This window comes from Micromonospora sp. RTGN7, assembly GCF_033804645.1.
In the GTDB taxonomy this organism is placed as follows: Bacteria; Actinomycetota; Actinomycetes; order Mycobacteriales; family Micromonosporaceae; genus Micromonospora.
Window position 1 is genome coordinate 57,958 of sequence record NZ_JAPZLF010000008.1, and the last position, 14,336, is coordinate 72,293.

The window sequence follows — 14,336 nt, forward strand, 5'->3', positions numbered from 1 at the left end:
TGCGAGGAGTGAGCCGAACTTGCGAGCCCCGCAGTCGCGAACCGAGGTAGTCCGGTGAACCCGCTGCGCGACGCGCAGGACCGACGGCTGCCGCGGATCCCGGAGCCCTGCGCTCTGGTGATCTTCGGAGTGACCGGTGACCTGGCGCGGAAGAAGTTGCTACCGGCGGTCTACGACCTGGCGAACCGGGGGTTACTGCCACCCGGTTTCGTGGTGCTGGGCTTCGCCCGGCGCGACTGGGGCGACGGCGACTTCGAGTCGCTGGCCCACGACGCAGCCAAGCAGCACGCCCGGACACCCTGGCGGGAGGAGGTCTGGGCCCGCCTGTCCGGCAACATCAGGTTCGTCGGCGGCGCGTTCGACGACGACGCCGCCTTCGACCAGCTCAACGCGACGCTGGACGAGCTGCGCGACACCCACGGCATCCACGGCAACGCCGCGTTCTACTTCTCCATCCCCCCGGCGGCGTTCCCCGTGGTGCTCAAGCAGCTCGCCCGCACCGGGATGGCCGACAACGACACCTCCGGCGGCTGGCGCCGGGTGGTGGTGGAGAAGCCGTTCGGCAACGACCTGCCGTCGGCGAAGGCGCTCAACGAGCTGGTCGACGACGTGTTCACCGGGCAGGACGTCTTCCGGATCGACCACTACCTGGGCAAGGAGACGGTCCAGAACATCCTGGCCCTGCGGTTCGCCAACAGCCTGTTCGAGCCGCTGTGGAACTCCAGGTACGTCGACTCGGTGCAGATCACCATGGCCGAGGACGTCGGCATCGGCAGCCGGGCCGCCTTCTACGACTCCGTCGGCACCGCCCGGGACGTCTTCCAGAACCACCTGCTCCAGCTTTTGGCGCTGGTGGCGATGGAGGAGCCGACCAGCTTCGACGCCGACGAGATCCGGGCCGAGAAGCTGAAGGTCCTCAAGGCGATCACCCTGCCGAAGGACGTCTCCCGGGGCACCGTGCGCGGGCAGTACCTCCCGGGCTGGGTCGCCGGACAGCGGGCGGTCGGCTACCTCGACGAGGAGGGTGTGCCGGCGGACTCGACCACGGAGACGTACGTGGCCGTGCAGCTGGGCATCCAGAACCGCCGCTGGGCCGGGGTGCCGTTCTACATCCGGGCCGGCAAGCGGCTGCCCCGACGGGTGACCGAGGTCGCCATCATCTTCAAGAAGGCCCCGCACCTGCCGTTCCAGGCGGCCGACATGGAGATGCTCGGCAACAACCAGCTCGTCATCCGGGTGCAGCCGGACGAGGGCGTGGTGCTGAAGTTCGGCTCGAAGGTGCCGGGCACCACGATGGAGGTCCGCGACATCGCGATGGACTTCCAGTACGGCGAGGCGTTCACCGAGTCCAGCCCCGAGGCGTACGAGCGGCTGGTGTTGGACGTGCTGATCGGCGACCGCACCCTCTTCCCCGACGCCTCCGAGGTCGAGCAGAGCTGGGCGGTGGTGGACCCGTTGGAGCACGCCTGGGAGGGCACGACGCCGCAGCCGTACCGGGCCGGCGAGTGGGGTCCCCGGGCCGCCGACGAGATGCTGGCCCGCGAGGGCCGCTCGTGGCGGCGGGCGTGAGCGGGCACAGCGAGCGAACCAGGAGGTTCCATTGATCGGGCTCTGGGACACCACCGGCAACGAGGTGGTCAAGGCGCTCTCCGCCGAACGACGCAGCGCGGGCGGGGTGGCCAGCGGCATGGCGCTGACCCTGATCGTGGTGGTCGACGAGAAGCGGGTCCGCGAGGCGGAGGCGGCGGCGACCATTGCCGCAGCCGCCCACCCGTGCCGGCTGCTCGTGGTGGTCCGCGCCGACATCGAGCGGGACCGCACCCGGCTGGACGCGGAGATCGTCGTCGGCGGCCGGCTCGGCCCGTGCGAGGCGGTGGTCACCCGGATGTACGGCCGGCTGGCGCTGCACGCCGAGTCGGTGGTGATGCCACTGCTGGTGCCGGACGTGCCGGTGGTGACGTGGTGGCACGGCGAGCCGCCGGCGGAGATCGCCACCGACTTCCTCGGCGTGGTTTCCGACCGGCGGATCACCGACACGGCGCAGGCAGGTGACCCGATCGAGGCGCTGCGCCAGCGGGCCCGGGACTACGCCCCGGGGGACACCGACCTGGCGTGGACCCGGATCACCCCGTGGCGCACCCTGGTGGCGGGCGCGTTCGACACCACGGAGGCCCGGGTCACCGAGGCCCGGGTGGTGGCCCCGCCGAGCGACCCGACGGCCGCGCTGATGTGCGGCTGGCTGGGTAGCCGGCTCGGGATCACCCCGCGCTGGGAGCCCAGCGACGAGTCCCCCCGGATGCGGGAGGTGCAGTTGATCTGCGCCAACGGCGATGTGCTCACCCTCACCCGGGAGGACAGCCTGGCCACGTTCCGGCGTACCGGTCAGCACGACCGGAAGCTGCCGCTGGTCCGCCGGCCGCTCGGCGACGAGCTGGCCGAGGAGCTGCGCCGGCTGGACGCCGACCAGGTCTACGCGGAGGCGTTGGGCGCGATGGCCGGCGTCTCCGGGCTGGACGAGCGGCCCGCCCAGCGGGTGCACGTCTGGAAGGACCCGATGACCGCGAAGCGGGCCGAGGCGGGGGTCACCGCCCACGCCGGCACGAGCGCGACGCCCTGACGACTGCGCCGGCGGGCCGGAAACGGCCCGCCGGCCCGGCCCGACGGGACCGCGCGACGGGAGGCCACCGGCCCCCGGGCTCGACGAACACCGACCGCGCAGGCGGTCCGGAGCGGCTTGGAGGTGGTCAAACGCTATGCCGAGAACCAGCGCAACGCGTAAAGCGGTCCCTTACCTCCCCACGGCTAAAGCCGGGGGTTTCCCGGGACCAATTCGATGAGCGAGGCGAGTGTCGCCGTCCACGCCGATGCCGACCTGCTGGCGCAGGCGGTGGCGGCCCGGTTGCTGGTGAAACTGCTCGACGCGCAGGCGGATCGCGGTCAGGCGTCGGTGGTGCTGACCGGGGGGCGGATCGCCGCCGCCGTGTACCGGGCGGTGGCCGCGCTGCCGGCCCGGGACGCCGTCGACTGGGCACGGGTCGACGTCTGGTGGGGCGACGAGCGGTTCCTGCCCGCCGGCGACCCGGAGCGCAATGAGACGCAGGCCCGGGCGGCGCTGCTGGACGCGGTGCCGCTGGACCCGGCCCGGGTGCACCCCATGCCGGCGTCCGACGGGCCCGCCGGGGCCGACCCGGAGGCCGCCGCCGCCGGGTACGCCGCCGAGCTGGCCCGGGCGGCCCGTCCGGGAAACGCCGAGCTCCCCCACTTCGACGTGCTGATGCTCGGGGTGGGCGAGGACGGGCACGTCGCCTCGGTCTTCCCGGAGCACCCTGTGCACCACGACACCCGCCCGGTCAGCGCCGTGCGGGGCAGCCCCAAGCCGCCCCCGGTGCGTACCACGCTGACCCTCCCGGCGATCAACACCGCCGAGGAGGTCTGGCTGGTGGCCAGCGGGGCGGACAAGGCCCGCTCGGTCAGCATGGCGCTGGCCGGGGCCGGGGCGATGCAGCTTCCGGCGGCCGGGGTGCAGGGCGTCAGCCGTACCCTCTGGCTGCTGGACCGGGCGGCGGCGGCCGACGTCCCGCCCCGCCTGCGCAGCCTCCGCTGAGAGGTAAGGAGGGGCACCCTGTTAAGCCTCTGGTATAGCAGGGTGTCCTTCTTGACGCCCGGAGGCCGCCGAGCCACGTCCGTGGGTGGTCGAGCCCGCCGTGCCCGTGCTGCCCGTGCTGCCGGTGACGGTGCTGTCGGTGACGGGTCGGCGCGGTCGGTCAGGCACGCCCCCGGCGACGGCGCAGGGCGGCCAGGGCCTCGGCGAGCAGGGCCTCGCCCTGCTCCGGGGTACGCCGCTCCTTCACGTACGCCAGGTGTGTCTTGTACGGCTCGGCGCGCGCCCGGCCCGGCGGGTTGCCCGGGTCCTGGCCGGCCGGAACCCCACAGCGGGGGCAGTCCCACAGCGTCGGCGGCGCGGCGTCGGCCGCGATGGGCACGTCGACGTGGTGGTCGTTGCGGCACCAGTAGGTGACCGACCGGCGGGGGGCCGGCACATGCCGCTCGCTGAAGCGTTCCGGGCCGGATCCGGTCCGGGCGCTCCGGATGAAGTTGCCACTCGCCACGGCTGCTCGCTTCTGTCGTCGGAGGGGACCGCAGCTCGGGCGAGCGGCGGGCGACGCGGTGCAGCGGGGAAAACACCTGCGCGCGGCCCGTCGGTGACGGACCGCGCGCAGATTGTACGGCTTGACGGGCTCGCTATCAGGCCCCGCCGTCGAGCTGAAGGCGCAACCAGAGCCCCAGACCGACGATGCAGGCGAACCAGACGATGCCCACCAGCACGGTGTAGCGGTCCAGGTTCTTCTCGGCGACCGAGGAGCCAGCGAGGCTGGAGCTGACCCCACCGCCGAACATGCTCGACATCCCACCACCCTTACCGCGGTGCAGCAGAATGAGCATGGTGAGCATGACGCTCGTGATGACCAGCAACACGATCAACGTGTATGCGAACCAGATCGGCATGGCTGGGGTCAGTCCTCTCGTAGCGATCCTCGCCCGGACAGGTCGGGCACTGCGGCACCGGCCGACGGACGGGCGGAGTCAAGGATAGCGAGCCGTCAGCGGGTGATGTGCTCCGGGAACCGGCAGATCTTGGCGAATTCCTCGCCGTCCAGGCTCGCACCGCCCACCAGGGCCCCGTCCACGTCCGGCTTGGCCATGATCGAGGCGATGTTCGAGGACTTCACCGACCCGCCGTAGAGGATCCGGACCTGGTCCGCGGTGGCCTGGTCGAAGGTCTCGGCCAGCCGCTTGCGGACCTCCCCGCACACCTCCTGGGCGTCCTCGGGGGTGGCCGTCTTGCCCGTCCCGATCGCCCAGACCGGCTCGTACGCCACGACGACCTTGGTGATCTGCTCCGCGGTGAGCCCCCGGAGCGCGCCGTCGAGCTGGTCGCAGCAGTGCGGCACGTGCCGAAGCTGCTCGCGGACCTCCAGGCCCTCACCGATGCAGAGGATCGGGGTGAGCCCGTTGGCCAGCGCGGCGGTCACCTTGTCGTTGACCAGCGCGTCGTCCTCGTGGTGGTACTGCCGCCGCTCGGAGTGGCCGACCGCCACGTAGGTGCAGCCGAGCTTCGCCAGCATCGCCCCGGAGATGTCTCCGGTGTAGGCCCCCGACGGGTACGGCGACAGGTCCTGCGCGCCGTAGCCGATCAGCAGCTTGTCGCCGTCCACGGCCGTCTGCACGGTACGCAGGTCGGTGAAGGGCGGCAGCACGACGCACTCGACGTCGGTGAGCTGCTTCTCGGTGAGGCTCGCGGCCAACTTCTGCACCAGCAGGTTGGCCTCGAAGTGGTTCAGGTTCATCTTCCAGTTGCCGGCCATCAACGGCCGGCGGGTGTTCGTCGCCATCAGTCCTCCAGCGCCGCGATGCCAGGGAGGGTCTTGCCCTCGAGGTATTCCAGGGAGGCGCCGCCGCCGGTGGAGATGTGGCCGAAGGACGACTCGTCCAGCCCGAGCGCGCGCACCGCCGCGGCGGAGTCGCCACCGCCGACCACGCTGAACGCGTCGGCGGAGGTGATCGCCTCGGCGACGCCCCGGGTGCCGCCCGCGAACGCCGGCATCTCGAACACGCCCATCGGCCCGTTCCAGAAGATCGTCTTCGCCTCGGCCAGGGCCGCCGCGAAGCCGGCCACCGTCTCCGGGCCGATGTCCAGGCCCACCCGGTGGCTCGGGATGGCGTCGGCACGGACCGTGTCGTGCGCCGCGTCGGGGGCGAAGGCGTCCGCCGCCACCACGTCGACCGGGAGCAGGATCTTGCCGTCGGCCCGCTCCAGGAGGTTGCGGCAGGTCTCGACCATCTCCTTCTCCAGCAGCGAGGTGCCCACCTCGTGGCCCTGGGCCTTGAGGAAGGTGAAGCACATCCCGCCGCCGATGAGCAGCCGGTCGACCTTCGGCAGCAGCGTCTCGATCACCGCCAGCTTGTCGGAGACCTTGGAGCCACCGAGCACCACCACGTACGGCCGCTCGGGCTCGCCGGCGAGCTTCGCCAGCACCTCCACCTCCCGCAGCACGAGGCGGCCCGCGACGTGCGGCAGCCGGGCCGGCACGTCGAAGACACTGGCGTGCTTGCGGTGCACCGCGCCGAACGCGTCGTCGACGTACGCCTCGCCGAGGGCGGCGAGCTGGTCGGCGAACGCGCCCCGCTCGGCGTCGTCCTTGCTGGTCTCCCCCTTGTTGAAGCGGAGGTTCTCCAGCAGGGCGACGTCGCCGTCGGCGAGCGCCTCGACCGTGGACCGGGCGGAGTCGCCGACGGTGTCCTCGGCGAACCGGACCTCGGCGCCGAGCAGCTCGCCGAGGCGGGCCGCGACCGGGCGGAGGCTGAACTGCGGGTCGGGCGCGCCCTTCGGGCGGCCCAGGTGCGAGAAGACCACGACCTTCGCGCCGGCCCCGGTCAGGGCGGTCAGCGTCGGCAGCACCGCACGAATCCGACCGTCGTCGCCGATGGCGCCGGTCTGCTTGTCGAGCGGGACGTTCAGGTCGGCGCGTACCAGCACGCGCCGACCCGACACCCCCTCGGCGAGCAGGTCGTCGAGGTTGCGGATCGTCACCGAGCTAGCCCTCCGTTCGTGACTGCGGGGCTCGCAAGCTCACTCCTCGCACTCACAGGGACTGACCCACCAGCTTGACCAGGTCGACGAGGCGGTTGGAGTAGCCCCACTCGTTGTCGTACCAGCCGACGACCTTGACCTGGTTGCCCACGACCTTGGTCAGCGGCGCGTCGAAGATGCACGACGCCGGGTCGGTGACGATGTCCGAGGAGACGATCGGGTCCTCGTTGTAGACCAGGATGCCCTTGAGCGGGCCCTCGGCGGCGGCCTTCAGCGCGGCGTTGACCTCCTCCACGGTGGTCTCCCGGTTGACGTTGACCGTGAGGTCGGTGGCCGAGCCGGTCGGGATCGGCACCCGCAGCGCGTACCCGTCGAGCTTGCCCTTCAGCTCCGGCAGCACCAGGCCGATGGCCTTTGCCGCGCCGGTGGAGGTCGGGACGATGTTCAGCGCAGCGGCCCGGGCCCGACGCAGGTCGGAGTGCGGCGCGTCCTGGAGGTTCTGGTCCTGGGTGTACGCGTGGATCGTCGTCATCAGGCCGTGCTGGATGCCGAACGTGTCGTGCAGCACCTTCGCCATCGGAGCGAGACAGTTGGTGGTGCAGGAGGCGTTCGAGATGATCGTGTGCTTGGCCGGGTCGTACTGGTCGTGGTTCACGCCCATGACGACCGTGACGTCCTCGTTCTTCGCCGGGGCGGAGATGATGACCTTCTTGGCCCCGCCGGCGACGTGCGCCTTCGCCTTGTTGGCGTCGGTGAAGAAGCCGGTGGACTCGATGACCACGTCCACGCCGGCCTCGCCCCACGGCAGCTTCGCCGGGTCCTTCTCGGCGTAGGCCTTGATGGCCTTGCCGCCCACGATGATCTCGTCGGCGGTCGCCTTGACCTCGTGCGGCAGGCGACCCAGGATGCTGTCGTACTTGAGCAGGTGGGCGAGCGTCGCGTTGTCGGTCAGGTCGTTGACGGCCACGACCTCGATGTCCGCGCCGGACGCCAGCACGGCCCGGAAGAAGTTGCGGCCGATACGGCCAAAGCCGTTGATGCCAACCCGGATAGTCACAGGTTCCGTCTCCTCAAGTTCTGATCCGCCAGCGTCAGCAGTGGGCCGGCGAGGTGATGTGCGCCGACCGTTGGAGCCGGCCGATTCCAGATGATGTCGGCCACCCCGCCACGGTCTTCAGAGACCTGACCGCCGGAGGCGGTGAGCACGGCGAGGAGCGCCGGTGCCGGCTCCCTTGCCGTACCCAGCGACCCTATCCGAGCGACCGGCGGCACGCTGCGCCGGGTGGTGATCCTCTTCGCGTTCCCGGGCCGCCGCCCACCCCGGCGACACCCGGCGGGGGCGGGACGGCCACTGCTGTGCGCGCTGGGCGTCCCGCCGATCGTCACCGTCCTATCAGACCACGAGCATGTCGGGCGTGACGGCCGCTTCCGTATCCGGGATCCCCAGGTCGCGGGCCCGCTTGTCGGCCAGCGCCAGCAGCCGGCGGATCCGCCCGGCGATGGCATCCTTGGTCAGCGGCGGGTCGGCGAGCGCGCCCAACTCCTCCAGGGACGCCTGCCGGTGCTCCAGGCGCAGCTCGCCGGCGGAGGTGAGGTGGTTGGGGGCGTCCTCGGCGAGGATCTCCAACGCCCGGGTGACCCGGGCGGCGGCGGCCACGGCGGCCCGCGCCGAGCGGCGCAGGTTGGCGTCGTCGAAGTTGGCCAGCCGGTTGGCGGTGGCCCGCACCTCGCGGCGCACCCGGCGTTCCTCCCAGGCCAGCACGCTGGAGTGGGCTCCCACCCGGGTGAGCAGCGCGGCGATCGCGTCGCCGTCCTTGATCACCACCCGGTCCACGCCGCGCACCTCGCGGTTCTTCGCGGTGATGCCGAGCCGGCGGGCCGCCCCGACCAGGGCGAGCGCGGACTCCGGGCCGGGGCAGGTGATCTCCAGAGCGCTGGAGCGGCCCGGCTCGGTCAGCGAGCCGTGCGCTATGAACGCCCCCCGCCAGGCGGAGACCGCACAACAGACATTGGCGGCCACCACGTGCGGCGGCAGGCCGCGCACCGGGCGGCCCCGTACGTCGAGCAGCCCGGTCTGCCGGGCCAGGGCCTCACCGTCCTTGACCACCCGGACGATGAAGTGGCTGCCCTTGCGCAGCCCGCCGGAGGCGAGCACGTGGATCTCGCTGGAGTAGCCGTAGACCTCGGCGACCTCACGGCGCAACCGCCGGGCCGCCGCCCCGGTGTCGAGCTCAGCCTCCACCACCACTCGACCGGAGACGATGTGCAGCCCTCCGGCGAAGCGCAGCAGCGCCGCCATTTCCGCCCGTCGACAACAGGGCTTGGGCACGTCGACCCGGCTCAGCTCGTCCTTGACCGCAGCCGTCATCGCCATTGTGCGCCCCCTCACGGACCGGTTCCGGCGTGTCGCCGGAGATTACGTACGTGCTTAACGATCGGCGCCCAGGACAGGCACCAGGGCAGCGCCCAGGGCAGCCGGATCGTGACGGGGCTCGCCGTCGGTGACGGCGACCGGAGCGAGGACCAGCCGGGCACCAAGCGATTCTGCCGCACGCTCGACCGGCCCGGGATCACCCACCGCCTTGACGTCGGCGAGCACCAGGTCAACCGTCAACTCGGGCAGGTAGTGCCGCAGGGTGGCGACGTGGTCGGCCAGGGAGAGCCCGAGAGTCTCCTTCTCGGACGCCAGGTTGAGCGTGACCAGCCGGCGGGCCGGGCTGGCCACGATCGCGGCGGCCAGCCCCGGCACCAACAGGTGCGGCAGCACACTGGTGTACCAGCTCCCCGGCCCGAAGATCAGCCAGTCCGCCTCGAGGGTCGCCGTCACCGCCTCCGCGCACGCGGCCGGGGCGGTCGGGGTGAGCCGCAGCGACTCCACCCGCCCGCTGATGACCGCTACCTGGTGCTGCCCGCGCACCGTGCGCATCTCGTCCGGGTACGCCGGGTCGGCGCCCCTCACCCGGGCCTCGATGCCGACCGGCTGGCGGGACATGGGCAGCACCCGGCCCACCGCGCCGAGCATCGCCCCGGCGTGCTCCAGGGCGGCGACCGGGTCGCCGAGCAGCTCGGTCAGCCCGCACAACACCAGGTTGCCGACCGCGTGCCCGGCGAGCCCGTCGTCGGTGTCGGTCGGGTCGCCTGCGGTGCCGGCGAAGCGGTGCTGGAACAGCCCGGCGCTGCGCCGGGTGGCCGGGTGGTCCCCGGCGAGGGCCACCAACGCCTGCCGCAGGTCCCCCGGGGGCAGGCCGCCCCGCCGGGCCCGCAGCCGGCCGCTGGAGCCGCCGTCGTCGCCGACGGTGACCACGGCGGTAATGTCCAGATCGAGCTCCGGGGAGCACCGGCGCAGCGCCCGCAGGGACACCGAGAGGCCGTGCCCACCGCCGAAGGCAACCACCCTGGTACGGTGCCCGGCATCCCCACTGCGCAGCGGCGCTGCCGTCGCCGTCATTCCCGCCCCAGGTCGCGGTGCTGGGCGTTGGCGGCAAGGCCGGAGTGGCGCAGCCGGGCGGCCAACTCCTCGGCGATGGCGACGCTGCGGTGCTTGCCGCCGGTGCAGCCGACCGCCACCGTCAGGTACCGCTTGCCCTCCCGCTCGAACCCGGCGGTGGTGGCGTTGACCAGGTCGGCGTACGTGCCGACGAAAGCCTCCGCCCCCTCCTGGCCCAGCACGTACGAGCTGACGGCCTCGTCCCGACCGGTGTTCTCCCGCAGCTCGGGCACCCAGTACGGGTTCGGCAGGAACCGGGCGTCGAGGACGAAGTCGGCGTCCGGGGGGAGGCCATACTTAAAGCCGAAGGAGAGCACGGTGAGCCGCAGCCGGCGGGCGTCCTCGCCGCCGAACAACTCCTCGATCCGGCGACGCAGCTGGTTGACGTTGAGGTGGCTGGTGTCGATGATCACGTCGGCCTGGTCCCGGGCCTCCTCCAGCAGGCCCCGCTCCACGGCGATGCCGTCGGCGAGCCGCCCGTCGCCCTGCAACGGGTGCGAGCGCCGCACGCTCTCGAACCGGCGGATCAGCACCTCGTCGTCGGCGTCGACGAAGACCACCCGGGGGGAGAAACCCCGGTCCTTCAGCTCCCGGATCGCCCCGACCAGGTCGGTGGAGAAGGCGCGCGAGCGAACGTCAAGCACCATCGCGGTACGCCGGGCCGCGCCGCCGGCCTTGGCGGCCAGCTCGGCCATGTCGAGCATCAGTGCCTGGGGCAGGTTGTCGACCACGTAGTAGCCGACGTTCTCCAACGCCCGCGCCACGGTGCTGCGACCACCACCGGACACCCCGGTCACCACCACGAGGGTGGTCTCCGCGGTGCCCTCCGTCGTACCCTCGGACGCTGTCCCCGCCCTGCTCGCCGCCGTACTATCCGCCGCTGTCCCCGCCGCTGTCAGGCCGCCGGAGACCGGCGCCTCGGGCATCCGCGCCTCGTTCACTGCCTACCCCCCACGGGTGACGTCACGGTCGAAGTGACCGAGCATGGCCGATCTGCGACTCTATCCCGCCGACCCCCGTCGATCAGCGCACTCCCGCCCCACCCCACCCGCGCCCCACCCCCGAGCCCCCACCCCACCCCACCCCGCCCCGCTTGCGTCGATCTTGCACTTACGGCCCGGACAGAGGGCGCAAAAGGAACAGGTCAGGGGCCGCAAGTGCAAGATCGCGGGGATAGCGGGGGTTGGGGTGGGTTGGGGTGGGTGGGGTGGGTTGGGGTGGGTGACGTTAGGGGCGGTTCCGGAGCGTCTTGACGCGGTCGTGGCCGAGCACGCCGAGGTAGTCCCACGGCTCGTCGAGGCAGGAGTCGACCTCGGCCGCTTCGATGATCTCGGTCAGCCGCTCCGCCAGCTCGTCGGGATCCGGTTGGACCTGCTCGCAGAGCTGGACGTGGACCGCCCGCAGCACGCCGCCGATCTCGCCCGGCTCCTCCTCGTACGTCTCCCCGGTGTCGAGAAGGGGCGGGACGATGCGGTCCCAGGCGCGGGCGGCCCGCTCGACCACCAGCAGGCTCGCCTCCGTCGCCGGCCGCTCGGCCAGCACCCGCACCTCTTCGACGATCGCCCGGCCCGCCTTCTCGACGTCGTGCAGATCCCAACGCTCACCGCTGGTCGCCTCGTGGGCGAGATCGTCGATGGTGCGGCCGACCGCATCCAGCTCGGCGGTGGTCAGGGGCGCGAGCCGGCCCGCGTACGCCAGCAACCTGGTCTCCAACACCCGATCCGTGACCGCCCACTCGGCGACCAGCAACGCCAGTCGCCGGACGGGGATGCCGCACGCGAGTTCGGCCAGTTCGGCGATCCTGGGATCGCTCTCCGGAGCCGACGCAGAGGTCGCCGCGGCCGAGGACCAGTCGAATCCGTCCTCCACGGCGGCGACGGTGAGGGCCACCGCGTGGGCGCAGAGTTCCGCACTGGAGCGGCAGTCACACTCGGTGGTGAAGCCGTCCGCCGTGATTCCCACCCAGACCTCGTACGGCGGCTGCCCGGCCTCCCGGATCACACCGGATGCTCCCCCGTCAGCCGAAATGATCACCGCCGGCTGCCCGGCCGCCCGAAGCTTTTCTGCCGCGTCACAGGCCACGGCCCCGGCCTCGCCCCGCAGGGCCTCGATGTCGATGCGTACCGCCATCCGGCCATCTAACCGGGCGGGGGCGACCCCGTCGGCATCAGGGCAGAAGCCAACCCGCCGGGCCGCGTCAGGCGCACGGGACACCGAGCCGTACCGGGCATGGTCGAACTTCACGTTCACCGCCGAAACCGGGCATGTCCACGAGGTCGACCTGCTGGTGGCCACCCCCAGCGGGATCTACGGGGCGGTGGTCGGCGATCCCGAGGTCGGGTTGAGGACGGCGGTGATCGCCTCGGCGGTGCGCCGGCCGACGCCGGGAACCTCCATCATCTCCTCCACCGACGCCGCCGCGAGCCGCTTGGGCGAGCCGAAGTGGCGCAGCAGCGCCTTGCGCCGCACCTCGCCGAGACCGGGCACGGTGTCCAGCGCCGATTCGGTCATCCGCTTGGAGCGGCGCTGTCGGTGGAACGTGATGGCGAACCGGTGCGCCTCGTCGCGGACCCGTTGCAGCAGGTAGAGCCCCTCGGAGGTGCGCGGCAGGATGACCGGGAACTCGTCGTCGGGCAGCCACACCTCCTCCAGCCGCTTGGCCAGGCCGCACAGCGCCACGTCGTCGATGCCCAGCTCCGCGAGGGCCTGGGCCGCCGCCGCGACCTGCGGCGCGCCGCCGTCGACCACCACCAACTGCGGCGGGTACGCGAACTTCCGTGGCCGCCCGGTCGTCGGGTCGATGCCCGGCCGGTCCGGGTCGGCGGCGGTCTCCTCCCCCAACTCGCCGGTCTCGGCGCGGACGTCGAGGTAGCGGGCGAAGCGCCGGCGCAGCACCTCCGACATGGCGGAGAGGTCGTCGGTGGCGCCCCGGACGATGAACCGGCGGTACTCGCTCTTGCGGGGCAGACCGTCCTCGAAGACGACCATGCTGGCGACCACGTCGGTGCCCTGGATCTGGGAGATGTCGAAGCACTCGATGCGCAGCGGCGAGGTACGCATGTCGAGGGCGTCGCTGATCTCGTCGAGGGCCTTGCCCCGGGTGGTCAGGTCGCCGGCGCGCTTGAGCTTGTGCCGGGCCAGGCCGTCCTTCGCGTTGCGCTCCACGGTCTCCAGCAGGGAGCGCTTGTCGCCGCGCTGCGGCACCCGCAGGGACACCCGGCTGCCCCGGCGACCCGACAGCCAGTCGGCGAGGGCCTCGGCGTCGGCGGGCAGGGCTGGCACCAGCAGCTCGCGGGGCACGTCGGCCTCGCCCTGCTCCTCGCCGTACACCTGGGTGCAGAAGTGGTGCACCAGGTCGCCGGTGGTGAGGTCCTCGGTCTTCTCCACCACCCAGCCACGCTGGCCCCTGACCCGGCCGTCACGGACGTGGAAGACCTGGACGGCGGCCTCCATGGGGTCGTCGGCGAACGCCACCACGTCGGCGTCGGTGCCGTCGCCGAGCACCACGGTCTGCTTCTCCATGGCCCGGCGCAGCGCCGCCACGTCGTCGCGCAGCCGGGCCGCCTTCTCGAACTCCAACTGCTCGCTGGCGTCGGTCATCTCCCGCTGGAGCCCGCGGACCATGGCATCGGTGTGCCCGCCCATGAAGTCGCAGAAGCCCTCGACGATGTGCCGGTGCCCCTCGGCGGAGACGCTGCCCACGCAGGGGGCGGAGCACTTGCCGATGTAGCCCAGCAGGCAGGGGCGGCCGACCTGACCGGCCCGCTTGAACACCCCGGCCGAGCAGGTCCGCGCGGGGAAGACCCGCAGCAGCAGGTCCAGGGTCTCGCGGATCGCCCAGGCGTGCGAGTACGGCCCGAAGTAGCGCACGCCCTTGCGCTTGGCGCCGCGCATCACCTGGAGGCGGGGGAACTCCTCGCCGACGGTGACCGCGAGGTACGGGTACGACTTGTCGTCGCGGTAGCGGACGTTGAACCGGGGGTCGTACTGCTTGATCCAGGTGTATTCGAGCTGGAGGGCCTCGACCTCGGTGCCGACGGTGACCCAGTCGACCGACTCGGCGGTGGTGACCATCTGTTGGGTGCGCTGGTGCAGCCCCCACAGGTCGGCGAAGTAGGAGTTGAGGCGGCTGCGCAGGTTCTTCGCCTTGCCGACATAGATCACCCGGCCGGTGCCGTCGCGGAACCGGTAGACCCCCGGGGCTTCGGGGATGGTGCCGGACGCGGGACGGTAGGTCGAGGGGTCAGCCACGCTCCG

The 14,336-nt window shown here is 72.1% G+C and carries 13 protein-coding genes; 3 read left to right on the forward strand and 10 right to left on the reverse strand.

Annotated elements, in window-relative coordinates:
* Positions 1-54 precede the first annotated feature (54 nt).
* From zwf to pgl, 3 genes are all read left to right on the forward strand, one after another.
* Positions 55-1,569, forward strand: coding sequence for a glucose-6-phosphate dehydrogenase (gene zwf / locus SNR22_RS13815; RefSeq protein WP_320066952.1), 1,515 nt, complete (start codon positions 55-57; stop codon positions 1,567-1,569).
* 31 nt (positions 1,570-1,600) lie between these two features.
* Positions 1,601-2,617 (forward strand): glucose-6-phosphate dehydrogenase assembly protein OpcA, encoded by a 1,017-nt coding sequence (locus SNR22_RS13820; RefSeq protein ID WP_320066953.1) that lies wholly within the window; start codon positions 1,601-1,603, stop codon positions 2,615-2,617.
* Positions 2,618-2,833: 216 nt separating this feature from the next.
* On the forward strand, positions 2,834-3,604 hold the full coding sequence (pgl, locus tag SNR22_RS13825; RefSeq protein ID WP_320066954.1) for a 6-phosphogluconolactonase: 771 nt from the start codon (positions 2,834-2,836) through the stop codon (positions 3,602-3,604).
* 160 nt (positions 3,605-3,764) lie between these two features.
* Here pgl and SNR22_RS13830 read toward each other — a convergent pair whose 3' ends face one another.
* From SNR22_RS13830 to uvrC, 10 genes are all read right to left on the reverse strand, one after another.
* On the reverse strand, positions 3,765-4,109 hold the full coding sequence (locus SNR22_RS13830) for an RNA polymerase-binding protein RbpA (RefSeq protein WP_320066955.1): 345 nt from the start codon (positions 4,107-4,109) through the stop codon (positions 3,765-3,767).
* A gap of 136 nt (positions 4,110-4,245) precedes the next feature.
* On the reverse strand, positions 4,246-4,506 hold the full coding sequence (gene secG, locus SNR22_RS13835) for a preprotein translocase subunit SecG (protein WP_320066956.1): 261 nt from the start codon (positions 4,504-4,506) through the stop codon (positions 4,246-4,248).
* Between the two features lie 95 nt (positions 4,507-4,601).
* A complete protein-coding gene (tpiA, locus tag SNR22_RS13840; protein ID WP_320066957.1) occupies positions 4,602-5,393 on the reverse strand; it encodes a triose-phosphate isomerase in 792 nt (263 codons plus the stop codon).
* The gene (locus tag SNR22_RS13845) at positions 5,393-6,592 is read right to left on the reverse strand and encodes a phosphoglycerate kinase (RefSeq protein ID WP_320066958.1); all 1,200 of its coding nucleotides are present in this window, start codon (positions 6,590-6,592) and stop codon (positions 5,393-5,395) included. Before SNR22_RS13845 ends, tpiA begins: the two co-directional genes overlap by 1 nt.
* Before the next feature lie 52 nt (positions 6,593-6,644).
* Complete coding sequence (gene gap, locus SNR22_RS13850; protein WP_320066959.1) at positions 6,645-7,649, reverse strand: type I glyceraldehyde-3-phosphate dehydrogenase; 1,005 nt, start codon at positions 7,647-7,649, stop codon at positions 6,645-6,647.
* Positions 7,650-7,985: 336 nt separating this feature from the next.
* Complete coding sequence (gene whiA / locus SNR22_RS13855; RefSeq protein WP_320066960.1) at positions 7,986-8,966, reverse strand: DNA-binding protein WhiA; 981 nt, start codon at positions 8,964-8,966, stop codon at positions 7,986-7,988.
* Positions 8,967-9,020: 54 nt separating this feature from the next.
* Entirely contained in the window at positions 9,021-10,040 is a 1,020-nt protein-coding gene (locus tag SNR22_RS13860; RefSeq protein ID WP_320066961.1) for a uridine diphosphate-N-acetylglucosamine-binding protein YvcK, read from the reverse strand.
* Positions 10,037-11,005: an RNase adapter RapZ gene (gene rapZ, locus SNR22_RS13865; RefSeq protein ID WP_320066962.1), complete on the reverse strand. Its 969-nt coding sequence runs from the start codon at positions 11,003-11,005 to the stop codon at positions 10,037-10,039. Before rapZ ends, SNR22_RS13860 begins: the two co-directional genes overlap by 4 nt.
* Positions 11,006-11,306: 301 nt before the next feature.
* On the reverse strand, positions 11,307-12,209 hold the full coding sequence (locus SNR22_RS13870) for a hypothetical protein (RefSeq protein ID WP_320066963.1): 903 nt from the start codon (positions 12,207-12,209) through the stop codon (positions 11,307-11,309).
* Positions 12,210-12,386: 177 nt separating this feature from the next.
* Positions 12,387-14,330, reverse strand: a complete 1,944-nt coding sequence (gene uvrC / locus SNR22_RS13875) for an excinuclease ABC subunit UvrC (RefSeq protein ID WP_320066964.1) — start codon at positions 14,328-14,330, stop codon at positions 12,387-12,389.
* Positions 14,331-14,336: the final 6 nt, after the last annotated feature.

Coding starts and splice junctions, on each gene's coding strand:
- SNR22_RS13870 (WP_320066963.1), bottom strand. CDS start 12,209: ATGGCGGTACGCATCGACATCGAGGCCCTGCGGGGCGAGGCCGGGGCC.
- whiA (WP_320066960.1), bottom strand. CDS start 8,966: ATGGCGATGACGGCTGCGGTCAAGGACGAGCTGAGCCGGGTCGACGTG.
- pgl (WP_320066954.1), top strand. CDS start 2,834: ATGAGCGAGGCGAGTGTCGCCGTCCACGCCGATGCCGACCTGCTGGCG.
- rapZ (WP_320066962.1), bottom strand. CDS start 11,005: ATGCCCGAGGCGCCGGTCTCCGGCGGCCTGACAGCGGCGGGGACAGCG.
- tpiA (WP_320066957.1), bottom strand. CDS start 5,393: ATGGCGACGAACACCCGCCGGCCGTTGATGGCCGGCAACTGGAAGATG.
- SNR22_RS13860 (WP_320066961.1), bottom strand. CDS start 10,040: ATGACGGCGACGGCAGCGCCGCTGCGCAGTGGGGATGCCGGGCACCGT.
- secG (WP_320066956.1), bottom strand. CDS start 4,506: ATGCCGATCTGGTTCGCATACACGTTGATCGTGTTGCTGGTCATCACG.